The sequence below is a fragment of the Corynebacterium sp. MSK218 genome, from assembly GCF_030232655.1.
GTDB lineage: Bacteria > Actinomycetota > Actinomycetes > Mycobacteriales > Mycobacteriaceae > Corynebacterium.
Genome location: NZ_JASPGN010000006.1, coordinates 1 through 22,038, shown reverse-complemented (window position 1 = coordinate 22,038; position 22,038 = coordinate 1). Strand labels below are relative to the sequence as shown.

Below are 22,038 nucleotides of genomic sequence, written 5' to 3'. Positions count from 1 at the left end.
CTACTTTCGTGTTCGAGTTTGCTGCCAGAGCAGCCAGATGAGGAAAGGTCCGCCGATGACCGACGTGATGATGCCCACCGGGATCTCCCAGCCGAAGGCACAGCGGGCGATGAGGTCGGACACGCACACGATGAGTGCGCCCATGGCCGCCGATGCCCCCAGGGGCGGCGCCCCGACCCGCGCCAGGCGCGCGGAGATCTGCGGGGCGACGAAGGCCACGAAGCCCACCGGGCCCACGGCGGAGACGGTCACCGCGGCCAGTAGAACTGAGACGATGAGCAGTGCCGCGTTGATCTTCTTCAAGGGGGCGCCGAGGGCTTGGGCGGAATCCTCGCCGAGCTCCAGCGCGGGCAGATCGATGGCGATGCGGGCTAGCACTAGGCCACACACCACGAGCATGCCCAGGGTGGGCCATAGGTGCTCGAAGGTGCCGCCGTTGAGCGAGCCGACCATCCACACCTTGGCCGCGGCCGCGGTGTTGAGATCTGTGGCGGCCAACATGTACGTGACCAGGGCGTGGAGGAAGGCGTTGCCGCCGATGCCCACGAGGACGAGGCGGAACATATCCACCCCGCCGCGCCGGGACAGCATCCAGATGGCTGCGCCGGTGGCGAGACCGCCGGCCATGGCGGCGAGCGGGATGCCGACGTAGGCGCCGAACGCCCCGCCGGCCCCGGCAGATCCTCCGAAGACCATGATGGCCACGGCCGCCACGGTGGCGCCCTGGTTGATGCCCAGGATGTCCGGGCTGGCCAGGCCGTTGCGGGCGATGCGCTGCGTGATGGCGCCGGAGAGCCCCAGCGCGGCGCCGACGGCTAGACCCACGAGCGAGCGGGCCAGACGCCAGTCGATGACGACGGTGCGCTCGAGCTTGTTTCCGCCGCCCGCCAGAACACCGATGACCTCGGCGGGGTTAAGGGGGAACTCGCCGGTGCCGAGGCTGATGACCCACACGAGCGCGCTCGCGACCACGATGGCCGCGGTCCAGGCTTGCGTGCGCGGGTGGTAGAGGAAGCTGAACTTTCCGAAGCTGAGGTGCTTCATTACAGGCTCACCACCGTTCGGTGCCGGACGAGCCAGATAAACGCCGGCCCGCCGAGCAGCGCGATGACGATGCCCGCCTGGAGCTCGCCGGGGCGCATGATGAGGCGGCCCACGATGTCGGCGCCGAGCAACAGGCAGGCGCCCGCCAGCGCGGAGTAGGGGGTCACCCACTTGTAGTCCGGGCCGGTGATGCCGCGGGCGACGTGGGGCACCACGAGACCGATGAAGCCGATGGGGCCCGCGGCTGCCGTGGCCGCGCCGGCCAGCAGGGTGATGGCCACGAAGCCCAGGATATTGGCGCGGGCAACGTTGGTGCCCAGCGCCTGCGCGGCCTCCGCGCCCAGATTGAGGATGTTGAGCGTCGGGCCCAGCGCCAGCGCTAGTACCGCGCCGATGGCGAGCGGCACGAGCGCAGGGGTGATGATGTCGAAGCCGCGTCCGGTGACGGACCCCGCTTGCCAGAAGCGGAGAGTGTCGAGCGCGTTGGGATCGATGTAGACGATGGCCGACGTGGCCGCCGCGAGGACGGCGGACAGGGCGGAACCCGCGAGGACGAGGCCCAGGGTGTCGCCGCGACCGATGCCGCCGGCGGAGAGCCCGAAGACGAGCAGCGCCGCCAGGCCCGCGCCGAGGAAGGCGAGGAAAAGGTGCGACTGCATGGACGTCAGCCCGAAGAGGAAGATGCCAGCCGCGACGAAGAGTGCGGCGCCCGCATTGACGCCGAGTAGGCCAGGGTCCGCGAGCGGGTTGCGGGTCAGACCTTGCACGAGTGTGCCGGCTAGTCCGAGCGCAGCTCCGACGACGATGGCGAGCACGGTGCGCGGGATGCGCATGGTGGCAAGGATTCCGGCGATCTCGGCGACGCTGCTGCCCACGGTGCCGGCGGCCTGGGCGGTGTCGGTGCGCCCGCGCAGGATCTCCCAGGCGGTGGGCCAGGCCTGGGTGAGCTCTGAGATGGAGGTCGCCTTGGCGCCCAGTGCCAGGCTGGCGAAGACGAGGGCGACGAGTGCGGCCACGAGGAGGGCTAGGCCGAGGAGTCGTCTGCTGTGGCCCGCGGCGCGCGGGGTGCCCACGGCCGGTGTCGGCAGAGTCGTCGATGTCATGTAGGTAAGGTTAGCCTTATTTCGCCGATATACGTGAATTGTCTTTCCTTGCTGGAGGTTCGTCGGCTTGAGATAGGTTCACCTAATGTTGGTTAGGCTATCTTTTCTCAATTCGACAGGTCTTTTATGCCTCTGCGGAATTCCCGCACTCGTCGCTCGGCCGCGGTATTCCTGTCGCTCGCCCTTGTCGGCTGGGGTGCGGCCGCATGCTCGTCGGACCCCGATTCCGGTGCGGCCGACAACTCGGTGGCGGCATCGTCGGCATCGTTGGCGCAGTAGGCATCGGCTGACGGCGACGCCGCGGCCTATCCGGTCACAGTGGCCACCAAGTTCGGTGACGTCACCGTCGAGGAGGCCCCGCGGCGCGTGGTGGCCCTGGGGTGGGGTGATGCGGAGGTGGCGTTATAGCTGGGCGTCGAGCCCATCGCCGCGGCCGACTGGCTCTCCTTCGGTGGCGACGGCGTGGGCCCCTGGGTAGAACACGGCTACACGCAGTCGCCGGAGATCCTCGGCACGACCGACGTGAATTACGAGGCGGTGGCGGCGCTCGAGCCCGACCTCATCCTCGACGTGCGCTCGTCCGGTGACCAGGAGCGTTACGACATGCTCTCCGCCATCGCGCCGGTCATCGGCGTCTCGGTGGGCGGCGACAAGTATAAGACGTCGCGTGACGAGCAGCTCACCATGATCGGCGCCGCTTTGGGCAAGCCTGCGGAGGCGCAGGAGCAGATCGAGCAGTTGCAGGAGCGCATCTCGGGCATCGCCGCGGATCATCCGGAGTGGTCGGGCACGACCTTCGCCGTTCTCGGCCGCACGGCCACGACGTGGGGTGCCTACAACGACGGCACCAACCGCGCAGATCAGCTCATCGAGCTCGGCTTCTCGCTCAACCCCTGGGTGAAGTCGCAGTCGGCGTCCGCGAAGAATATCTCGGTCCCGCTCTCGGGGGAGACCCTGTCCAACGCGGACTCGGATGTCGTCATTGCGCAGGCCGTGTCCACGGACATCTCCACGGTGGAGACGGACCCGGCGTGGATGGGCTTGCCCGCGGTCCGCGAGGGGCGCGCCATCGTCATGCCGAAGGAGCTTTCGCAGGCTTTCTCGCTCGTGACAGCCGAGGCCACCAACTACGCCTTGGACGAGCTGGTGCCGCTGCTGGAGGATATCGTTCCTGTGTAGCAGTCCTAGCCTGCCGGTAATTCGCGCATGGGAGATGGGCAAGGCCAAGCTACGCGGCACATCGTTTCCTTTCTATACAGGTACCTCTCGTGAACCTGCCTCCGTGCGCGTGTTCGGCGTCGTCGCTGTGCTCACCCTCGGCCTGGCCGCCTGCTCCTCGAGCGCGGCCTCCGCCTCCAACTCGGACAACGCGGCATTCCCGGCCACCATCTCCACCAAGTTCGGCGACGTCACCATTGACGAGGCCCCGCGGCGCGTCGTGGCCCTGGTCTGCGGCGACGCCGAGGTGGCGCTCTCGCTCGGCGTGCAGCCGGACCTTATCCTCATCCTCGGCGTTCGTTCCTCGGGCGATCAAGAGCGCTACGACACACTGTCGGCCATCGCGCCGGTCGTGGGCATCCCGGAGGGCGCAGACAACTGGCTGACGGATCGCTCCACCCAGCTTGAGTGGTGGGGGAGACAGCGGAAAGCGTGCCATCAGTGCTGTCGTCGGTGACGCAGCCGGCCAGTGTAAGGGCAAGGGAATCGGCGGTGAGAACGGGGAGTAGTCGCTGCGTAAAAATGGTGGGGAGTCTAGACGTTATGGTCCTAGAGTTCCTGCAGGGCGGGGAATACCCTCTCCCTAAGTAATGGCGCGATAGTGACGTCCGGGGCGGCGGGATCGACCCACGCGAGCTCAGCAATCTCCTTGTCGGGATGTGCGACGGAGATTTCTTCTTCGTAGACATAGACGTGCGCGTGGATGGTCTCTGGTGCACCGTTGGCAGCCGACGATACGTAGGTGGCGAGGCGACGCAATTTCGACATATCAATCACAGCACGCACGGCCTCATGGGCGATGAGCTGGGCCGCGCGGGCGGGATCGATGGTGGTGTCAATGGAGCCGAAAGGCAGGACGAATTCTGGGGTGGACGTAGCGCGAATGACAAGAACTCGGCCGTGAGTATCACGCAGTACAATGGCGACAATTTCCGAAATGTCTGCAGCTGATGATGGCGAGGTGGGGTTCTCAGACATACCTCCATTGTAGGTCTGGGCGGGGGTAGGGGGACTGTGGTGAAAGAAGAGAGGGGGCACCCGAAAGCTGTCAGTAATGTAACGGGTTGGACACAGTCCCACGCGGTTGAAACACACGCCACAGTGGGCGTGCCATCATGGGTAGGTCTTATAGACCAATACGAGAAGAAGTGAAAGAGGAATTGCGTAATGCGAAAAATCCCGCACCTTAAGAAAGTCCTTGTGGGCTCGGCTTTCGCAGGTGCGTTTTTCCTGGGCAACCCGGCGGCCGGCGCCCAGGAACTTCCCACCATCCCGGAGCTAGATTCGGCGGACATCGTGGACCAGGTGCGAGCGGATTTGGCGTCTGTGGGTATTGAGACCAAGCCGGTTGATGCCGAACTTACCGACGCTCTCGATACCGCCGTCAATGGCGCCGCTGCTCAGGCGGCTCAGGATGCTTCCGCAGCAGTGGCGTCCGCGGCGAACTCTCCAGTAGCACGCCAGGTTGCGGACCAGGCACAGGTGCCGGCTTTCCCGGAGGCTCCCGCCTATACCGGTGCTGATGCCATCACGGGTGACCCGCTGACCAACCCGGAGCCGATTGGGCTGCTGCAGGAGGCTACGCAGCCGGACTTCGTGCCGAAGGGCACGGATCCAAACTACGTGTGGAAGAACGACTCGTTCTCCAAACTTGCTGCGGGCAAGCCACAGGCAGACTACATCCTGCACCGCGTGCCGGGGTCCTTCTACGATGCACCGCAGATCCCGGAAGAATCCAACACTGCGATGACAGAGGGCAAATCCCTGTATGGTCCGGGCACCCCGCTGTATATCAGCGAGGACACGATGTGCACGTTGACTGCAGCAGGTACCGATGCTGAAGGCCGCAAGGTAGGCATCACCGCTGGTCACTGCGGCAACGTGGGGGATCCTGTGTCGTCGGCGGACTCCTGGCAGGTTGGCCCCACCGGCACCCTGGTGAGCAAGAACACCTACCTGGACTACTCGGTCATTGAGTTCGGTTCCAAGGCTGAGGTAACCCGCAGCTACAACGGCGTGACCGCCCACGGTGTCGGCGGCGCGGCACAGCCGGGCGAAGTTGCCTGCAAGCGTGGCGTTGCCACTGGTACCACCTGCGGTATGACCTTCCAGCACGGCAAGGAGATCTCCGTCAACCAGGTTTGCGCCATGGTGGGTGACTCTGGCGCGCCGGTTTTCCGTGACGGTCGCGTCGTCGGTTCTATCTCCCGTGGACTGTTCCCGGGCCTGCCGTCCTGCCGCACTCCGTGGCAGGGAGCGCTGCACAACCCGACGGTCGTTTCTAACACCGATGCCATCATCGCGGATCTCAACCGCCGCGGTGAGGTCGGTTCCGGTTTCACGCTTCCGGAAGATTAAAAGTACGTTTCTAACAAATTGTGCCCCAGATCGTTAAAGATCTGGGGCCTTATTTGATCGAAATGACCTGCGGAGTGCGGTTCGCAGGCCGGCGCTGAGGTGCGGCACCGGCGTGCGGCGCCGCACGAGGGTTAGGACAGAGCGGTGAGGGTGGCGTCGTGCAGCGTGCCGTTAGTGGCCAAGGCCGAGCCGCCGTGGGGGCCGTCTTCGCCGCGGACGTTAGTGAAGCGGCCGCCTGCTTCGGTGACGAGGAGGGCAGGGGCTGCCAAATCCCAGAGGGAAACCTCAGGCTCTGCGGCGATGTCGACCGCACCTTCGGCTACCAGGCAGTAGTTCCAAAAGTCGCCGTAACCGCGCAGGCGCCAGACCTTGTCGGTCAGGGATACGAAGGTGTCGCGATTAAGGCCCCAGCCGGCCAGGGAGCTCATAGCCAAAGAAGCGTCCTCTAGGTTCGAGACTTCGGAGACGCGAAGGCGCTTCGGCTCGCCGCCGAAAACGCGGTAGGCGCCACCGCCCTTGGCGGCGTACCAGCGACGGCGCAAGGCAGGGGCGGAGATGACGGAGACGACGGGTTTGCCGTCTTCGAGGAGAGCGATAAGCGTGGCCCAGACGGGGACGCCACGAACGAAGTTCTTCGTGCCGTCGATGGGATCGATGACCCACTGGCGGCCCTCATAGCAGGCTTCGCCGCCGAACTCTTCGCCCAAAACTTCATCACGCGGGCGGGAACGCTTGAGTGCTTCACGGATGGCCTTTTCGCAGGCTAAGTCCGCATCCGAGACCGGAGTCATGTCTGGCTTTTCCTTTACGGAAAGGTCGGCAGCCTCAAAGCGGTGCATGGTGACAGCATCCGCGTGGCCCGCCATTTCCAAGGCCAGACCGAGGTCTTCTTTGTACTTACCCACGGAGCCATTCCTCCATCTGATCGACTACCTGTTTATTACCCGCGATACACCATTCCACACCGCCGGCTTCAACCTTGCGCGCCGCGCCGCCGGCCGCGATGACCAGCGCCTGGCCTGGATACCAATCCCAGTCCTTCACAGAATGCTGCATCCATGCGCCCCACGTGCCATCGGCCACGGAGGAAAGATCCACAGACCCAGCGCCGAGCATGCGCACGGTGGCGAAATGCGGGGCAACCTTTTCCCACGCCGCCGAAATCTTGGGATTGGTGATGCAGGAAGGGTGGAGGTAGGTCGACAAGCACAGGTTTTCCGCGGGGGTATCGGTCAGCGGGGTGACCTCCTTGCTGTCCAAGGTAGTGGGGAAGTCACGGCCACCGAACCAGGTGTAGCCCATGGCCGGGCGGTGGACGGCGCCGAGGATGACCCCGTTGGCGTCGATAAGCGCAAGTGCGGAGCACCAATAGTCGAAACCGGAGGCAAAGTTGAAGGTGCCGTCGACGGGATCGATGACCCAGGTGCGGCCGGACTTTGACGCGCGGTTGGCGCCTTCTTCGCCCACGATGCCGTCCTCGCCGCGAAGGGCCTCGAGGACGCCTGCGACGAAGCGCTCGGCGGCAAAGTCGGCGTCAGTGACGACGTCCGCGCGGTCGGTCTTTTGAGACACGTCTACGCCCTGCTCACGCAGGCGCCAGGCCAGGCGGCCGGCGTTGTACACAAGCGCCTGGGCAAGGTGGGCGTCGGAATCGTCTGCGTGGGCGACGATGAAGGTCTTGATGATGGCATCGATCATCTCGGTGAGGCTTGGCTGGTCACTCATGCCGCCTATTGTCGCGCTAAATGCGGCCGATGGCTAATCAGGGAGTGAGAATAAGTAAAGTAGGGGGCTATGCGTCCGGAACAAACAGCACGACTTGAGGAACTCAGCGCCACCTTGACCTCGATTGAGAAGGTTATGGACCCGGAGGCGGTGTCCGAGCGCGTTCGTGAGCTCGAGGCCCAGGCGGGGGACCCGTCGCTGTGGGACGATCCTGACCATGCCCAGAAGGTGACCTCAGCCCTTTCGGCGGAACAGGCGAAGTTGCGCAAGCTGACTTCCCTGCGGGGGAGGATTGAGGATCTGCCCGTCATGGCTGAGCTGGCGGAGGAAGAAGGCGATGAGGCCTCTCAGGAGTTGGTGGACACCGAGCTGAAGGAACTAGAAGCCGCCATCGAATCTCTTGAGATCACCACCATGCTCTCCGGCGAGTATGACGAGCGCGAGGCTGTTATCAACATTCGCTCTGGCGCGGGTGGCGTGGATGCTGCGGACTGGGCGGAGATGCTCATGCGCATGTACACGCGCTGGGCGGAGAAGAATGGCCACAAGGTGGATGTCTACGACATTTCCTATGCCGAGGAGGCAGGCATCAAGTCTGCCACTTTCGTGGTGCATGGCGAATACATGTATGGCCAGCTCTCGGTGGAGCAGGGCGCGCACCGACTCGTGCGCATCTCTCCGTTTGATAACCAGGGGCGCCGCCAGACCTCCTTTGCCGAGGTGGAGGTGCTTCCGGTGGTGGAGCAAACGGACTCCATCGAGGTTCCGGATTCTGAGGTTCGTGTGGACGTCTACCGCTCCTCGGGCCCAGGCGGGCAGTCGGTCAACACGACGGACTCTGCGGTGCGCCTGACACACATCCCGACCGGCATCGTGGTGACCTGTCAGAACGAGAAGTCCCAGATCCAGAACAAGGCCTCTGCCATGCGCGTGCTGCAGGCCAAGCTGCTGGAGCGCAAGCGCCAAGAGGAGCGCGCCGAGCTGGACGCGTTGGGCGCGGGCGGCAATGCGTCCTGGGGTAACCAGATGCGCTCCTATGTTCTGCATCCGTATCAGATGGTCAAGGATCTGCGTACAAACTACGAGGTCGGAGACCCATCCAAGGTGCTGGATGGTGATATTGACGGCTTCTTGGAGGCGGGTATTCGGTGGCGTATGGAGGACAACGAAGCCTAGGCTTCAGTGACAATTGTTGCTACTGTTGCTTAAGTGATCACTTTTGAGAATGTGTCCAAGGTCTACGCGACGTCAACTCGGCCCGCGTTGGACAACGTGTCTTTTGACATAGACGACGGCGAATTCGTCTTCCTTATTGGCCCCTCGGGCTCCGGAAAGTCCACCTTTCTGCAGCTCATGGTGCGCGAAACAAATGTGAGCTCCGGTGATATTCACTTTGGGGACTTCCATGTCAATGCGCTGAAGGGCCGTCAGATTAACCAACTGCGCCAGTCCATCGGCTATGTCTTTCAAGATTTCCGCCTGCTGCCCAAGCTCAACGTCTACGACAACGTAGCGTTTGCTCTGCAGGTCATTGGCAAGAAGAAGTCGCGCATTGCGAAGCAGGTTCCGGAGGTCCTCGACATGGTGGGCCTCGGCGCCAAGCAGCACCGCATGCCGCACGAGCTCTCCGGTGGCGAACAGCAGCGCGTGGCTGTTGCGCGTGCCTTCGTGAACCGTCCCAAGCTTCTGCTTGCCGACGAACCCACGGGCAACCTCGATCCCGCCACAGCTGCGGAAATCATGGCCTTGCTGACCAAGATCAACCGCCGCGGAACCACCGTGGTGATGTCGACGCACAACGCGCGCGCGGTCAACGACGCCCGCCAGCGCGTCATCGAGCTGCACAACGGCACGCTCGTGCGCGACGAAAAGAACGCGATGTACGGGGAGGCGCTCTAGATGAACTTAGGCTTTGTTTTTCGGGAGGCCTTCAAGGGACTAGGCCGCAACATCACCATGACCATCGCCATGGTGATTACCACGGCAATTTCGGTGGCGCTGGTGGTCGCCGGCGTGCTCGTGGCCCAGATGACCAAGGACACCAAAGACATCTACCTCGAACAGGTCGAGGTTATGGTGCAGCTCAACGAGGACATCTCTGCCAACGACCCGGAGTGCAAGGACGCTGCCTGCGCTGGCCTGAAGAAGAAGCTGGAGGCAGACGATGAGATTGAATCCGTGGGCTATCGCAGCCAGAAGGAATCCTATGACCGCTTCGTCGAGCTGTTCAAGGAAACTGACCCAGTCATGGTGGAGGAAACATCACCGGACGCGCTGCCCGCAGCCTTCCATGTGCGGCTGAAGGACCCGACGGACACCGCGCCTATCGACGCCATTGCGGATGACCCCGCCGTTACCGACGTCATCGACCAACAGGAAGATGTGCGCAGCGCCGCCGGCAACCTGGATGCGATCCGCAACGCCACCTTCATCGTGGCCGGAGTGGTAGCGCTGGCCGCTATCATGCTCATCGCCAACATGGTGCAGATTGCCGCCTTCCAGCGCCAACGCGAAACTGCCATCATGCGCATGGTGGGCGCCTCGCGCTGGATTACACACGCGCCGTTCATTGTTGAGGCCATCTTGGGTGCGATTGGCGGCGTTATCCTCGCCGGGGCGGGCATCGTCTTGGGCAAGAACCTGGTCATCGACCCGGCACTCAAGGACCTCTACCAGAAGCAGCTCTTGGCGCCCGTGACGTCGTCTGATGTGTGGACGGTGCTGCCTATCGTCGGCATTGTGGCGCTGCTTCTGGCTGCGCTCACAGCACAGGTCACTATGCGCGCCTACGTGCGGACCTAAGCACGTACACGCGATGTGGTTTTTGCCTGGCCGTGGCGTAATATAGTCCAGACTATGGCGAAGAAGGCAAAGAAGAGAAAAGGGGCAGTGGCCGATAACAACTCGACACTGGCCACCAACCGACGTGCCCGCCACGACTACACCATCCTTGACACCCTGGAATGCGGCATGGTGCTCGTGGGCACCGAAATCAAGTCGATGCGCGAAGGCAAGATTTCTCTGGCGGATGCCTTCGCCACTATCGACGACGGCGAGGTCTACATCCGCAACCTCCACATCCCGGAGTATTCCCAAGGTTCGTGGACGAATCACTCGCCCAAGCGCACCCGCAAGCTGCTGCTGCACCGCCGTGAGATTGACAAGCTTATGGGCCAGGTGCGCGACGGCAACAAGACGCTCATCCCCCTCAAGGTCTATCTCAAGAACGGCCGCGCTAAGTGCGAGCTGGGGCTGGCCAAGGGTAAGCAGGATTACGATAAGCGCGAAGCCATTAAACGCCGCGACCAAGACCGCGATATTACCCGTGAGCTGGGCCGCCGCGTAAAGGGCATCAACGCCTAACCGATGAACGTCTAGCCTGGGTGCCATGATTTATACGGCCAAGGTGGCTCATGACGTTATTCACGGTGACGAGGAGCTGCGTGGGGAAGCGGTGCTCGTCGATAAGCTCTGGCCCCGCGGCGTGGCCAAAGAGCGCCTCGATTACGACCATTGGTTCAAGCACGTGGCCCCCAGTGTCGAGCTACGAAAGTGGTGGGGCCACGACCCGGATACTTTTGAGGAGTTTGCGCAGCGCTACCGAGCGGAGCTTGACGACAACGACAATGAGGAGCTGAAGCAGTTGCGCCAGTTTGCCGCGGCTGGCGACGTCACCCTCCTCTTCGCCGCCAAAGACCGCGAGGTGAACCACGCCGTCGTGCTGAAGGCGTGGCTCGAAGAAGACTAAACGAAAAGTCCCCAGATGGCGGCGCCCACGGCGATGAGGCCTGTGATGACAACGAACACGTTGCTCGGGCGGCCGCGGAACTGCTTGAGAGCATCAATTCGGTTGATGGCGTACATCGGCAGCAGGTAGAGAATCGAGGCGATGAAGGGGCCACCGATGGCCTCGATAAGGCTGAGAATCGACGGATCAATGATGGCAACGACCCAGGCGGAGACAAAGATGATGCCATGCATGATGGAGGTCAACTGCTTTTCTGACAGCTTCTTCGTAGCTCGAGGAGCTGCGGTGCGCAGGAGGTAGTTACCGCCTTCGGTCGCTCCCAGCACGTGGCCGAAGTAGGAGGAAATGATGGCCACCATCGCGACGATGGGGGAGATGAAAGCCAAGACCGGCACACCGGTGACGTTGGCCAGGTAAGACAGCACCGGTAGGTTCTGCTCGCGGGCCTCAGCCAGACCATCAGCGCCGAGGGTGAGCGTGCAGGACCACACAAAGAACATGGTGAAGACGGTGAGCAGAATGGCCGTGAGCGCTAGTGCGCGCGAGGCATTCTCGGAGCTCTTTTCGCGCCCGTGTGCAGCGACCATCGCGAGGGAGAATTGGGAGATGGCGGGGGAGTGGTTAAAGGAAAAGACCAGCACCGGAATAATAAGAGCCACCGCGCCGACGACGCGCCAATCATTGTTGCCCACCTCCATGAAGGAAGCGATATCCCAGCGGGGGATGAGGTAAATAGACAGCGCGCCGAGGCAGAAAATCAATGGGTAGACCAAGAACTGCGTAACAGTCAGCACGATGCGCTGGCCAAAGGCGAAGACAATGGTCATCACGCCCACCAGCAGGAATGACAGCAGCGGGCGTGAAATGGTGGGACCATGCAGCTGGTTGACGATGAAGCTGTTGACCGTATTTGTAATGGACACGCCATAAATCAGCACGATGGGGAAAATCGCGCAAAAGTACACCACCGAAATGATAAGACCTGCGGTCTTGCCAAAGTAGTCCGTAACCACGGCGGTGATGTCCTCACCCTGGCGGGGCGACACACAAATCATGCGCGCGAGCCCGCGGTGGGAGAAGTACGTCATCGGGCCAATGAGAATGGTGGCCACCAGCAGTGGCCAGAAGCCGAAGCTGCCGGCATTGATGGGAAGGAACAAGATGCCGGCACCCACGGCGGTGCCAAAGAGCGAAATTGCCCATTCAGTGTTGCTGGCTTGTTTCTGGTCGGTGTGTACGGAGGCAGAGTTCTCGGTCGTTGAGCTCACTTCGCTACCTTCAACTATTTTGACGGATGTGACTAGCACACCTTAGCAACGATGAATTTATTTCAGATCACAAGGCTGGATTTAAAGAGACTGTGGAACGCGCTTCTTGCGGGAATAAGCCTGAATGCACTAGCGTTATACAAACCGTAGAGGAAGCGCGAGCTTTCTTTACAGCGCTTTCGCAGCAATGTTTTCGCACCACTGCGGACAAGGGGTCGACTTGGTTTCGACTTCGTACATTGAGCCAGGGGAAGCGTGCCGGTGCAGGCTAGAGACCACCGTTAAGCGTCGTAGCAACCAATAAACGCAGAGAAGAACTCTCAGCGTGACTACGCCCTCGCTGCCTAATTCCAGCGACGCGTGTCTGTCAGCCTAGGTTTGGTTCCTGACCTAGATCCTGGCATCGACTAGGGAACTTGCCTGACCGGTTTGTTGTTCGGCCGGTCGGGGACTTTTAGAGCAACTGGGCCCATCATCCGGAGCGTGTTTGCCCGAGCCGGAGGGCCGAGTAGAGATCCTGTGCAGACTGCGCACGGAGAAGCCCTGGCAAGATGACGAAGGACCCGGGTTCAATTCCCGGCGGCTCCACCGTGAAGCCCCAGCTAGATAGCATTCTAGCTGGGGCTTCTTCTCGTTTGTGGGACTTGGTGGAGGGGCCGGCCCGCTTTAGTTCAGTTCTTCGCGGCACTGTTCCTTGGTCTTGCCGGAGTCGAGGCAGTTTGCCCAGTCAATTTGCCCCTGTACCCATGGGCTAGGCTTGCGCGGCTGTTGCTGTTCTGGCGTGGGCGGAACGCCCGCGTTTGCCTCCTCTTCGAGGTGCTGCTCACCACCCATGGTGTCGAAACACCATTGGGAATAGGAGACGGTGCCGTCAGACCAGCGTGCTGACCCTGGGGTGCCCTCGAGGCATTCCACAACAACGGGCTCTGCGGGGGCCTGCTCGACCGCGGGAGCCTCAGCGACTGGAGTATCAGCTTGTGGGGAAGCCATGGTGGGATCGGGCTGTTTGGCCTCCGGCTTCGTCGTCTCGGGCTTTGCTTCCTCTGTCTCGCTCGTGGGCGGCATGCTCGAACTGGAGTCGGACGTCTCAGGTGAAGATGACGACGCGCTGCTCGATGGAGCCGGAGCAGGCTCGGTGTTGGAGCTACATCCAGCCACGGCCATGGCAAGTGTGGTAAGCGCGATGGTGAGCTTCTTCATGCTGATGTCCTTTCAGGAGGAAACTGCTAAATCTCAAAGTCTGGTGAACGTCGTCGGATTTGTGTGTGGCAGTGGTTATGACAGTCAGGTTAGCCATAACCGCCACGGCAACTGTTCCTCACGGGGAATGGTCATCGTCGGGCGTAGTATTGCTGCATGACATTTGAGCCACAACGCGTCACTGTTGTCTTGTTTGAGGGCTTTGAGCTTCTCGACGTCTTCGGTCCCGTCCAACTGCTTCAAGCCGTCCCTGACGTCACCGTGGTTTTCGCTGGGCCCACGGGCAAGCCAGTGGCTAGCTCTCAGGGCGTAGAAGTGGTGCCGACAATTTCTTATGAGCAGATTGAGCCGACTGACATCCTTCTCGTTCCCGGCGGCAAAGGAACCCGGCAGCTCGTGGAGGACGAATATTTTCTGTCGTGGCTTCGTGAGGTGGGTTCACAAGCGCCTATGGTTGCCGCCGTGTGCACGGGTTCTGCAGTCTTGGCAGCCGCAGGACTATTGGAAGGCTATGCCGCAACGAGCAACAAACGCGCGTTTGCGTGGGCGAGCTCCTTTGGCAAGAAAGTGGCTTGGCAGCCGGAAGCACGGTGGGTACACGACCGAAATCGATGGACCTCCTCAGGTGTTGCAGCCGGAATGGATATGACGGTTGCGCTCATTGCGCATCTCAGAACTGAAGAAGTGGCGCTGGCTGCTGCCAACTTTGCAGAGTATGAGGCGCACCGCGACAGCGAGTGGGATCCTTTCGCGCGGCTTTATGGGCTGGCGTCGTCAAGCGGCGATGATGCTGAGTGAGGGGGCATCGTGGCCTCGGGCAGATTCTGTGACGCTCACGGTAGATAAGGGGCTAAAACCGGCGATTTTCTAGTCGCTATCTGCCGTGAACGTAGCGGGGGCAAAGCTCGCAATGGGGTAGGGGCCGGAAAAGCGGACTAAGGCAAGTCGGAGAAAAATGTGACGTGAGCCCGAAATATTTGTTACTTGAGTTACATTCCCGTGGTAGCCTTTTTCCAACAGTGTGACGTGGAGCACTGGGACTGACCCCTACGACAGGAGTACCCATGAACAGCCCAACCAACGCAGCGCCACAAGGCGGCGCTGGTACCGCGGAGAAGCCCAAGGCGAATTCCGTCAAGGCAGATCAGAACAAGCGCCCACAGCCTAGCGGGGGAATGCTGGATAAGTTCCTCAACGGTGTGGAATACATCGGCAACAAACTGCCGGAGCCCTTCACCATCTTCTTAATCCTCTTCCTAATTACGGGCGTGCTGTCCACCATCATGGCGAAGATGGGCGTGGAAATTAAGATTCCAGGCTCAGATGAAATCCAGCCGGTGAAAGGCTTGTTCACCGGTGAGGGACTGACGTGGTTCACCACGACGATGGGTGAGAACTACATCAACTTTCCGCCGCTGGTCACGGTGCTGCCCATCATGCTGGCTGTGGGTGTGGCGGAGCGTTCCGGAATGCTCTCAGCCCTTATCCGCAAGCTGTTCGGTTCGGCAAAGCCGTGGCTGTTGCCGTACGCGGTAGGCGTTATTGGCGTGACGGCCTCGGTGATGGCGGATGCTGCGTTCGTTATCGTCCCGCCGCTGGCTGCCATGGTCTTTAAGGCCGCTGGCCGCCACCCCGTTGCCGGCCTTATCGGTGGTTTCGCCGCTGTGGGCGCAGGTTATTCGACCGCCTTGGTGCCCACCTCACTGGATGCCCTGTTTGCTGGTATTACGACCGCCGTCATGGACACCTTGCCGAACACGGAGTTCGCTCCGGTCAATGCGATGTCGAACTACTACTTCAACGTGGCCTCCTCCATCGTCCTAGGCTTGCTTGCCGGTTTCATCATCGACAAGGTGATCGAGCCGCGCATGTGGCAGCAGGAGGTTCCTACTGAGGAGGACATCGACCCAGAGGACGCTGCCGAGCGCGGAGACCGTGACGAAAACGGTGAAGAGCTCACCGCTGAGCTGCGCCCAGCCGAGTCCAAGGGCCTCATCTGGTCTGGCGTGGCCACGGTTATCCTCACCGCCATCATCCTCTTCGCGGTCCTTCTGCCAGAATCCCCCTGGCGTAACGAGGAAGGCAGCTTCTTGCCCAAGTCGCCGCTGTTGAACTCCATCGTCTTCATCGTCTTTGCCTACTTCTTGGTGCTCGGCGTGGTCTATGGCAGGGTTGTCGGCACGGTCAAGGGCATCAATGACGTGGTGAACATGATGATCGGCGCGCTCAAGGACATGATGAGCTTCCTTATTTTGGCGTTCATCTTGGGTCAGTTCGTGGCGCTGTTCGCCTGGACCGGCATCGGTACCTTCACCGCAGTGAAGGGCGCAGCCTTCCTGGAATCCATCGGCCTTACCGGCTTCCCGGCCATCTTTGCCTTCATTGCACTCGCGTCCTGCCTGAACCTGCTTATTATTTCCGGTTCCTCCATGTGGACGCTCATGGCGGCAGTATTCGTGCCGATGTTCGCGCTACTGGGTTACGAGCCGGCCTTCATCCAGGGCGCATTCCGCGTTGGTGATTCCGCGACCCAGATCATCACCCCGCTCAATCCGTACATGATTGTCATGCTGGGTTTCCTCCAGCGTTATGAACGTGAGGCAGGTCTAGGAACACTTATGTCCCGCCTCGTGCCATTCGTTATTCCATTCTTCACCGCTTGGGCCATCTTGCTGGCTATCTGGTTCTATGTTGATCTTCCACTGGGCCCAGGCAACGCGGTCATGATTGGGTAGAGGTATGACTCAACCCAACACTCCATCAACGGCATATCTGGAGGCGATGGAGGGGGACGTCGCCAAGCGCGTGGCGTCCGCCGCCCCGCCCGAACATACGGAGGAGGACTACCCCGGCCAGGAGAAGGTGTGGGACAGCGCCGCAGCACGGGCGGAAGGGCTGCGGGAAACCGCCGCGCACATCGTGGCGGATCTGCATGCCCACCCGGAGACCGCCTTTGAAGAGTATCGTTCCATGGCGGTGCTGGCCGATATCGTGGAAAAATACGGCTTCTCCACACGTCGCGGCGTCTATGGTGTAGATACCGCCTTTGAGGCCTCGTGGCAAAGCGAGGACTTCGACCCGAAGCATCACCCCACCGTGGCCATCTTGGCGGAGTATGACGCACTGCCGCAGATTGGCCACGCTTGCGGTCACAACATCATCGCCGCGGCGGGCGTGACGGGATTCCTCGCGGCCACCGCTGCGCTTGTCGACGTCCCCCTGCCCGGCCGCATCCTCCTGCAGGGAACCCCAGCGGAGGAGGGGCATTCCGGCAAGGAGTACATGATTCGCGGCGGCAGCCTGGACGGGGTGGATGCTGCAGTCATGATTCACGGCTTTGGCTATGACATCGGTGCACATGCGTGGGTAGGCCGGCGTATCTTGCGCGTGACTTACCGCGGTTTAGCGGCCCATGCGAGCTCGCAGCCCTTTATGGGGCGCAATGCCCTCGACGCGGCGAGCTTGGCCTATCAAGGCATTGGGCTTATGCGGCAGCAGATGCCGCCGTCAGACCGCGTTCATGCCACCATGGCCGGTGGTGACAGGCCGTCCATCATTCCGAAGAGCGCAGAAATGCACATTTACGTGCGTTCTTTAGGTACGCGCACGCTGATGGACCTCTCCGGACGCGTCGAGGACATTGTGCGGGGCGCGGCGCTAATGGCTGGCGTTGAGGTAGACCTCGAGTGGGATGAGCACCCGATGACACTGCCGGTGCGCAATAATGCTGCGCTCGTCGAGCGGTGGGCGGCCACGCAAGCGCGCCGGGGACGCACGGCGTTGCCAGCGGGCACTGTGCCGGACACGGTGGCGGCGTCGACAGATTTTGGCAATGTATCGAATTTGGTGCCGGGCCTGCATCCTATGGTGAAAGTCTCACCGTCGGATGTGGCGCTGCATACCGAGGACTTCGCGCGGTGGGCGGCCACGCCTCAAGCTGTCGACGCCGCAGTGGATTCGGCAGCCGGCTTGGCGCAGGTCACGCTCGATTTCTTGGCGGACCCGGAGTTCCGGCGCGCTGCCCGCGAGGACTTCAATAAGCAAGGCCCAGTCGCCGTGGATACCCTTCTGGCGGGAGGTGCAGGTACCCCCGCGGGGAATTAGGAAACAATAGTGTGCTTGAAAGGTAACCCTTACATAGGTTAGGTTAGGCGGCGACGTTATTTACCGACTGTGGTTAGCCACACCTAATACGCAAGGACACCATGTTCACGATTTCCCGCCGCGCCTTCGGCACGACTACCACCAAGATTGCTGCGACTGTTTCTATTGCAGCACTGGCGTTGACCGGCTGCTCCTCCAACTCCGCAGAGGAGACCACTGAGGCAGCGGGTTCCGCGGCAGCAGATGCCTCCTCCATCACCCTGGAGGATAACTTCGGTGAAAAGACCGTTACCACCCCGGTGGAGAACCCGGCGGTGACGGATAACCGTGCCTTCTCGGTGTTGGCTCAGTGGGATATTGACCTGGCTGCAGCACCGCTGCCGCTGGTGCCGAAGTCCCTGCGTGATACGTATAACAAGGACACCGTCGAGGTAGATCTCGGCTCGCACAAGGAGCCGGACCTCGAGGGCTTGGTGGCAGCTGATCCGGACGTGGTGTGGAATGGTCAGCGCTTTGAGTCGCACCAGGAGGACATCGAGAAGCTGCTGGAGGACGTTCCCGTGCTCGACTTCGAGCCGCGCGATGACAAGGACTTCTTCGAGGAACTCAAGCGCCACACCGAAGCACTGGGCCAGGTCTTCGGCCACGAAGAGGACGCCGAGAAGCTCATCGCCGATTTCGATGATGCTGCTCAGCGCGCCAAGGACGCCTATGACCCGGAGCAGAAGGTCATGGCCGTCAACACCTCTGGTGGCGAGATTGGCTACATTGCCCCGCACGTTGGCCGCACCTATGGTCCGATCTTTGACCTTCTTGGTCTGACCCCGGCACTAGAGGTGGAGAACGCTTCCGATGACCATGAGGGCGACGACATTTCCGTCGAGGCTATTGCTCAGTCCAACCCAGACTGGATCCTTATCATGGACCGCGACGCCGCAGTCTCCAAGGAAGGCGAGCAGGTTACCCCGGGCGAGAAGCTAGTCAAGGACAACGCTGCGCTCAAGAATGTCACCGCGGTCAAGGACAGCAACGTGTACGTCGCGCCACAGGATACGTACGTCGATGAATCCATCATCACCTACACGGAAATCCTGAACGCGCTTGCCGACGCCTTCGAAAAGGCCAAGGCCTAAAACCTCAAGGAGCAGAGTGAAGACCGTGACGGTGCGGATGGGCACACACGATGATCGTGGGCGCATGCCCACGCGCAGCTCCCGTGAACCCGTTGTGACGTGGACATTGGGCCTCGGTGTGCTCGGCGTGTTCACTCTGCTCATCCTGTCCCTCATGGTGGGGGAGTACAGCATCCTCGATAATGAGGATGGTTGGACCATGTTCTTCACTACGCGCGTGCCGCGCACGATTGCCCTCGTCTTGGCCGGCGCGGCCATGGCTATGAGCGGCTTGGTGATGCAGCTGCTCACTCAGAACCGCTTTGTGGAACCTACGACCACGGGTACCACCGAGTGGGCCGGACTGGGACTGCTCTTTTCCCTCATTCTTTTCCCGCATGCTTCGGTGCTAGTGAAGATGCTTATTTCCGTGGCCTTCGCGTTTGCCGGGACCATGGTGTTCTTCGCTTTCCTGCGTCGGGTGGCATTGCGCTCCTCGCTCATTGTGCCCATCATCGGCATCATGCTGGGCGCCGTCGTGTCCGCAGTGTCCTCCTACGTGGCGTTGCGTACCGACACGTTGCAGCAGCTCGGCATCTGGTTCATGGGTTCTTTTACCTCGGTCTATGAAGGACAATATGAGGTTTTGTGGGTAGTTCTGCTCGTACTTCTCGCCGTGTACCTTTATGCTGACAAGCTCACCGTCGCCGGACTCGGCGAGGATATTGCCACCAACATTGGCCTGAACTACCAACGAATGATTCTCCTGGGCACTGGCCTCATTGCGGTGGCGACGGGCGTGGTAACCGTCGTCGTGGGCGCCCTGCCCTTTCTGGGACTTATCGTTCCGAACATGGTGAGCATGCTGCGTGGCGATGACCTGCGCTCCAATCTGCCGTGGGTGTGCCTGCTGGGAATTGCCACCGTAACGCTTTGTGACATCCTGGGCCGCGTTATCATTGCTCCGTTTGAGATGCCCGTCTCCGTCATCCTTGGCGTCGTCGGCGCCATCGTCTTCGTCGTTCTGATTGTGAGGTCAACCAAGTGAGTGTGCGTATCTCCGTTCCAGCAACGACTACTCAGCTGCAGGTCGATAACTCCCGCCGCAGCGTGGGCAGCTTCCAGTCCGCTGCTGCTGCGCGCAAGTACTGGATTATCCTCGGCGCCCTCATCGCCGCAGGCCTCATCTTCGCTTTCGGCCTGTTGGCCTACGACAATCCCATGGACTTTGGGACCCGGAAGTGGTGGCTCATTGCGCGCCGCCGTGCTGATGCAGTTACCGCCATGGCGATTGTTGCGGTGTGCCAGGCGGTGGCCACGGTGGCCTTCCACACGGTGACCAATAACCGCATCTTGACGCCCTCCATCATGGGCTTTGAGTCCCTCTATGTGGCAATTAATACTGCCACCATTTTCTTTCTCGGCGCTGCTGGGCTGACGCAATCCCGCAACATGGGCATGTTCCTTGTTCAACTCGTGCTCATGGTGGGGCTGTCACTGATTCTGTACTCGTGGCTGCTCACCAGCCGCCGCAACAATATGCATGCGATGTTGCTGGTAGGCATCATCATTGGCGGTGGTTTGGGCTCATTGTCCACTTTCATGCAGCGTATGCTCACGCCGAGTGAGTTCGACGTGCTTACCGCACGCCTTTTCGGCTCAGTTAATAACGCCGAAACCGAGTATTATCCCATTGCTATTCCACTCGTTATTGCGGTCACGGCGTTGATGTTCTTTAACTCGCGCCGTCTCAACGTTCTGGCTCTAGGCCGTGATGCCGCTACCAACTTGGGTGTGAACCACAAGGTCAACGCTATCTACACCTTGATTTTGGTCTCCATCCTCATGGCTACGACCACGGCACTCGTGGGCCCCATGACCTTCCTGGGCTTCCTCGTGGCCACCTTGGCCTACCAAGCGGCGGAGACTTACGATCACCGCTATCTCTTCCCGATGTCCATGGCCACCGCCTTTGCCGTGCTTACCTGTGCCTACTTCCTCATGCAGCACGTCTTCTATGCGCAGGGCGTGGTGTCCATCATCATTGAGCTGGTGGGCGGCAGCGTCTTCCTCTTTGTCATTCTGCGAAAGGGCAAGCTGTGATCAAGCTTTCCAAGGTCTCTAAGGCCTATTCCGGCGAGACCACCATTGGCCCCGTCGATCTGGAAATCCCCACCGGAGGTATCACCGCTCTTATTGGGCCGAACGGCGCGGGCAAGTCCACGATGCTCACCATGATTGGCAGGCTTCTCGACGCCGACGAGGGCACCATCGAGGTCGCCGGTTACGACGTCTCCTCCACAAAGTCCGAGGACTTGGCCAAGATTCTGTCCATCCTGCGCCAGGAAAATCACTTCATTACAAAGTTGACCGTACGCCAGCTCGTCAGCTTCGGCCGCTTCCCTTACTCCAAAGGCCGCCTGACCGCTGAGGATGAAGACATAGTCTCGCGCTACATTGACTTCTTCCATTTGCGCGAACTGGAAAACCGCTACCTCGATGAGCTGTCCGGTGGGCAGCGTCAGCGCGCGTACGTGGCGATGGTGCTGTGTCAGGAGACGGACTACGTGCTTCTCGACGAACCCCTCAACAACCTCGACATCTCCCACTCAGTCGAGATGATGAAACATCTGCGCAGTGCCGCCAAGGAGTTCGGTCGCACCATCATCATTGTTTTGCACGACATCAACTTCGCTGCACGCTACGCCGACTACATTTGCGCCGCTAAGGACGGAAACATCGTGGCGTTCGGTGGCCCAGACGAGATCATGCGGGATGACATTCTTACCCCGATCTTCGAAACGCCTATCACAGTGATCGATGGCCCGGATGGGCTTTTGGCTTGCTACCACTAGAAAGGTCGAGCAATCATCGCCTGGTGTGCTATGAAAAATGAGCACTAGCCAGGCGATTTGTTGTTTGTTGGGGGTGTGCGTATATTTATGCGAGTCGCCGCGAGGTAGCCGTGAGGTTAACTGGTGGTAGATGTTTGAACAATGTTTGTTTGGCGGGTTTGACTTTGGTTGGGCTTGTTGGGTAATGTTGTTCGGGCCGCTTGCGAGAGGTTAACGTTTGGTTAATTTTCTTGTGGTGTGCGGATGATGTGTGAGAACTCAATAGTGTGCCAATGTACTTTTTGTGTTGGTTGATTGTAATCA

The 22,038-nt window shown here is 60.9% G+C and carries 23 protein-coding genes and 1 other RNA gene; 17 read left to right on the top strand and 7 right to left on the bottom strand.

Features of this window, described 5'->3' with window-relative positions; translation table 11 throughout:
* Both QP922_RS06090 and QP922_RS06085 read right to left on the bottom strand, forming a co-directional pair.
* Positions 1–1,044: a FecCD family ABC transporter permease gene (locus QP922_RS06090; protein WP_070672621.1), complete on the bottom strand. Its 1,044-nt coding sequence runs from the start codon at positions 1,042–1,044 to the stop codon at positions 1–3.
* On the bottom strand, positions 1,044–2,147 hold the full coding sequence (locus tag QP922_RS06085; protein ID WP_284808371.1) for a FecCD family ABC transporter permease: 1,104 nt from the start codon (positions 2,145–2,147) through the stop codon (positions 1,044–1,046). Before QP922_RS06085 ends, QP922_RS06090 begins: the two co-directional genes overlap by 1 nt.
* A gap of 126 nt (positions 2,148–2,273) precedes the next feature.
* Here QP922_RS06085 and QP922_RS06080 point away from each other — a divergent pair, with 126 nt between their 5' ends.
* The 3 genes from QP922_RS06080 (at position 2,274) to QP922_RS06070 (ending at position 3,822) form a co-directional block, all read left to right on the top strand.
* Positions 2,274–2,426, top strand: a complete 153-nt coding sequence (locus QP922_RS06080; protein ID WP_284808370.1) for a hypothetical protein — start codon at positions 2,274–2,276, stop codon at positions 2,424–2,426.
* 183 nt (positions 2,427–2,609) lie between these two features.
* A complete protein-coding gene (locus QP922_RS06075; protein ID WP_246817083.1) occupies positions 2,610–3,326 on the top strand; it encodes an ABC transporter substrate-binding protein in 717 nt (238 codons plus the stop codon).
* Positions 3,327–3,429: 103 nt separating this feature from the next.
* Entirely contained in the window at positions 3,430–3,822 is a 393-nt protein-coding gene (locus tag QP922_RS06070) for an ABC transporter substrate-binding protein (protein ID WP_502869589.1), read from the top strand.
* Positions 3,823–3,914: 92 nt separating this feature from the next.
* On the opposite strand, the gene QP922_RS06065 is transcribed toward QP922_RS06070, so the two are convergent.
* A complete protein-coding gene (locus tag QP922_RS06065) occupies positions 3,915–4,343 on the bottom strand; it encodes an NUDIX hydrolase (protein ID WP_284808368.1) in 429 nt (142 codons plus the stop codon).
* A gap of 189 nt (positions 4,344–4,532) precedes the next feature.
* On the opposite strand from QP922_RS06065, the gene QP922_RS06060 reads away from it, so the two are divergent.
* Positions 4,533–5,723 (top strand): S1 family peptidase, encoded by a 1,191-nt coding sequence (locus QP922_RS06060; protein WP_070672611.1) that lies wholly within the window; start codon positions 4,533–4,535, stop codon positions 5,721–5,723.
* Positions 5,724–5,854: 131 nt separating this feature from the next.
* On the opposite strand, the gene hisN is transcribed toward QP922_RS06060, so the two are convergent.
* Both hisN and QP922_RS06050 read right to left on the bottom strand, forming a co-directional pair.
* Positions 5,855–6,628, bottom strand: coding sequence for a histidinol-phosphatase (gene hisN, locus QP922_RS06055; protein ID WP_070672608.1), 774 nt, complete (start codon positions 6,626–6,628; stop codon positions 5,855–5,857).
* A complete protein-coding gene (locus QP922_RS06050; RefSeq protein ID WP_070672605.1) occupies positions 6,621–7,448 on the bottom strand; it encodes an inositol monophosphatase family protein in 828 nt (275 codons plus the stop codon). The genes hisN and QP922_RS06050 overlap by 8 nt, the downstream gene beginning before the upstream one ends.
* A 69-nt stretch (positions 7,449–7,517) precedes the next feature.
* Here QP922_RS06050 and prfB point away from each other — a divergent pair, with 69 nt between their 5' ends.
* Genes prfB through QP922_RS06025 form a run of 5 tightly spaced genes read left to right on the top strand, consistent with a single transcriptional unit; the run spans position 7,518 to position 11,196 of the window.
* The gene (gene prfB, locus QP922_RS06045; protein ID WP_284808367.1) at positions 7,518–8,624 is read left to right on the top strand and encodes a peptide chain release factor 2; all 1,107 of its coding nucleotides are present in this window, start codon (positions 7,518–7,520) and stop codon (positions 8,622–8,624) included.
* Positions 8,625–8,657: 33 nt separating this feature from the next.
* Positions 8,658–9,347, top strand: a complete 690-nt coding sequence (ftsE, locus tag QP922_RS06040; RefSeq protein WP_284808366.1) for a cell division ATP-binding protein FtsE — start codon at positions 8,658–8,660, stop codon at positions 9,345–9,347.
* Positions 9,348–10,250 carry a permease-like cell division protein FtsX gene (ftsX, locus tag QP922_RS06035; RefSeq protein ID WP_284808364.1) on the top strand — a complete coding sequence of 301 codons (903 nt, stop codon included), beginning with the start codon at positions 9,348–9,350 and terminating at the stop codon, positions 10,248–10,250.
* 54 nt (positions 10,251–10,304) lie between these two features.
* On the top strand, positions 10,305–10,811 hold the full coding sequence (gene smpB / locus QP922_RS06030; protein ID WP_284808363.1) for an SsrA-binding protein SmpB: 507 nt from the start codon (positions 10,305–10,307) through the stop codon (positions 10,809–10,811).
* A 25-nt stretch (positions 10,812–10,836) separates the two neighbouring features.
* Complete coding sequence (locus tag QP922_RS06025) at positions 10,837–11,196, top strand: DUF488 domain-containing protein (protein WP_284808361.1); 360 nt, start codon at positions 10,837–10,839, stop codon at positions 11,194–11,196.
* Here the strand turns inward: QP922_RS06025 and QP922_RS06020 are convergent.
* Positions 11,193–12,464, bottom strand: coding sequence for an SLC5/6 family protein (locus tag QP922_RS06020; RefSeq protein ID WP_284808360.1), 1,272 nt, complete (start codon positions 12,462–12,464; stop codon positions 11,193–11,195). The two genes, QP922_RS06025 and QP922_RS06020, sit on opposite strands and share 4 nt — an antisense overlap.
* 211 nt (positions 12,465–12,675) lie before the next feature.
* Here QP922_RS06020 and ssrA point away from each other — a divergent pair.
* Positions 12,676–13,055, top strand: a transfer-messenger RNA (tmRNA) gene (ssrA, locus tag QP922_RS06015).
* A 75-nt stretch (positions 13,056–13,130) separates the two neighbouring features.
* Here the strand turns inward: ssrA and QP922_RS06010 are convergent.
* Positions 13,131–13,664 (bottom strand): superantigen-like protein SSL4, encoded by a 534-nt coding sequence (locus QP922_RS06010; RefSeq protein WP_284808359.1) that lies wholly within the window; start codon positions 13,662–13,664, stop codon positions 13,131–13,133.
* Positions 13,665–13,820: 156 nt separating this feature from the next.
* On the opposite strand from QP922_RS06010, the gene QP922_RS06005 reads away from it, so the two are divergent.
* The 7 genes from QP922_RS06005 (at position 13,821) to QP922_RS05975 (ending at position 21,735) form a co-directional block, all read left to right on the top strand.
* On the top strand, positions 13,821–14,462 hold the full coding sequence (locus QP922_RS06005) for a DJ-1/PfpI family protein (protein WP_284808357.1): 642 nt from the start codon (positions 13,821–13,823) through the stop codon (positions 14,460–14,462).
* 266 nt (positions 14,463–14,728) lie between these two features.
* Positions 14,729–16,399, top strand: a complete 1,671-nt coding sequence (locus QP922_RS06000) for an AbgT family transporter (RefSeq protein WP_284808356.1) — start codon at positions 14,729–14,731, stop codon at positions 16,397–16,399.
* A 4-nt stretch (positions 16,400–16,403) separates the two neighbouring features.
* Entirely contained in the window at positions 16,404–17,768 is a 1,365-nt protein-coding gene (locus QP922_RS05995; protein ID WP_284808355.1) for a M20 family metallopeptidase, read from the top strand.
* A 101-nt stretch (positions 17,769–17,869) separates the two neighbouring features.
* On the top strand, positions 17,870–18,901 hold the full coding sequence (locus tag QP922_RS05990) for a siderophore ABC transporter substrate-binding protein (protein ID WP_284808353.1): 1,032 nt from the start codon (positions 17,870–17,872) through the stop codon (positions 18,899–18,901).
* Between the two features lie 64 nt (positions 18,902–18,965).
* The gene (locus tag QP922_RS05985) at positions 18,966–19,928 is read left to right on the top strand and encodes an ABC transporter permease (protein ID WP_284808548.1); all 963 of its coding nucleotides are present in this window, start codon (positions 18,966–18,968) and stop codon (positions 19,926–19,928) included.
* Entirely contained in the window at positions 19,925–20,983 is a 1,059-nt protein-coding gene (locus tag QP922_RS05980) for an iron chelate uptake ABC transporter family permease subunit (RefSeq protein WP_284808352.1), read from the top strand. The genes QP922_RS05985 and QP922_RS05980 overlap by 4 nt, the downstream gene beginning before the upstream one ends.
* Positions 20,980–21,735, top strand: coding sequence for an iron ABC transporter ATP-binding protein (locus QP922_RS05975; protein ID WP_284808351.1), 756 nt, complete (start codon positions 20,980–20,982; stop codon positions 21,733–21,735). The genes QP922_RS05980 and QP922_RS05975 overlap by 4 nt, the downstream gene beginning before the upstream one ends.
* Positions 21,736–22,038: the final 303 nt, after the last annotated feature.

What these genes read in the sequence shown, in the direction of transcription:
- QP922_RS05990 (WP_284808353.1), top strand. Translation starts at nt 17,870, where the DNA reads ATGTTCACGATTTCCCGCCGCGCCTTCGGCACGACTACCACCAAGATT.
- QP922_RS06065 (WP_284808368.1), bottom strand. Translation starts at nt 4,343, where the DNA reads ATGTCTGAGAACCCCACCTCGCCATCATCAGCTGCAGACATTTCGGAA.
- QP922_RS06090 (WP_070672621.1), bottom strand. Translation starts at nt 1,044, where the DNA reads ATGAAGCACCTCAGCTTCGGAAAGTTCAGCTTCCTCTACCACCCGCGC.
- QP922_RS06010 (WP_284808359.1), bottom strand. Translation starts at nt 13,664, where the DNA reads ATGAAGAAGCTCACCATCGCGCTTACCACACTTGCCATGGCCGTGGCT.
- QP922_RS06000 (WP_284808356.1), top strand. Translation starts at nt 14,729, where the DNA reads ATGAACAGCCCAACCAACGCAGCGCCACAAGGCGGCGCTGGTACCGCG.
- ftsX (WP_284808364.1), top strand. Translation starts at nt 9,348, where the DNA reads ATGAACTTAGGCTTTGTTTTTCGGGAGGCCTTCAAGGGACTAGGCCGC.
- QP922_RS06025 (WP_284808361.1), top strand. Translation starts at nt 10,837, where the DNA reads ATGATTTATACGGCCAAGGTGGCTCATGACGTTATTCACGGTGACGAG.
- QP922_RS05995 (WP_284808355.1), top strand. Translation starts at nt 16,404, where the DNA reads ATGACTCAACCCAACACTCCATCAACGGCATATCTGGAGGCGATGGAG.
- QP922_RS06085 (WP_284808371.1), bottom strand. Translation starts at nt 2,147, where the DNA reads ATGACATCGACGACTCTGCCGACACCGGCCGTGGGCACCCCGCGCGCC.
- smpB (WP_284808363.1), top strand. Translation starts at nt 10,305, where the DNA reads ATGGCGAAGAAGGCAAAGAAGAGAAAAGGGGCAGTGGCCGATAACAAC.
- QP922_RS06005 (WP_284808357.1), top strand. Translation starts at nt 13,821, where the DNA reads ATGACATTTGAGCCACAACGCGTCACTGTTGTCTTGTTTGAGGGCTTT.
- QP922_RS06060 (WP_070672611.1), top strand. Translation starts at nt 4,533, where the DNA reads ATGCGAAAAATCCCGCACCTTAAGAAAGTCCTTGTGGGCTCGGCTTTC.
- QP922_RS06080 (WP_284808370.1), top strand. Translation starts at nt 2,274, where the DNA reads ATGCCTCTGCGGAATTCCCGCACTCGTCGCTCGGCCGCGGTATTCCTG.
- QP922_RS05985 (WP_284808548.1), top strand. Translation starts at nt 18,966, where the DNA reads ATGCCCACGCGCAGCTCCCGTGAACCCGTTGTGACGTGGACATTGGGC.
- prfB (WP_284808367.1), top strand. Translation starts at nt 7,518, where the DNA reads ATGCGTCCGGAACAAACAGCACGACTTGAGGAACTCAGCGCCACCTTG.
- QP922_RS06050 (WP_070672605.1), bottom strand. Translation starts at nt 7,448, where the DNA reads ATGAGTGACCAGCCAAGCCTCACCGAGATGATCGATGCCATCATCAAG.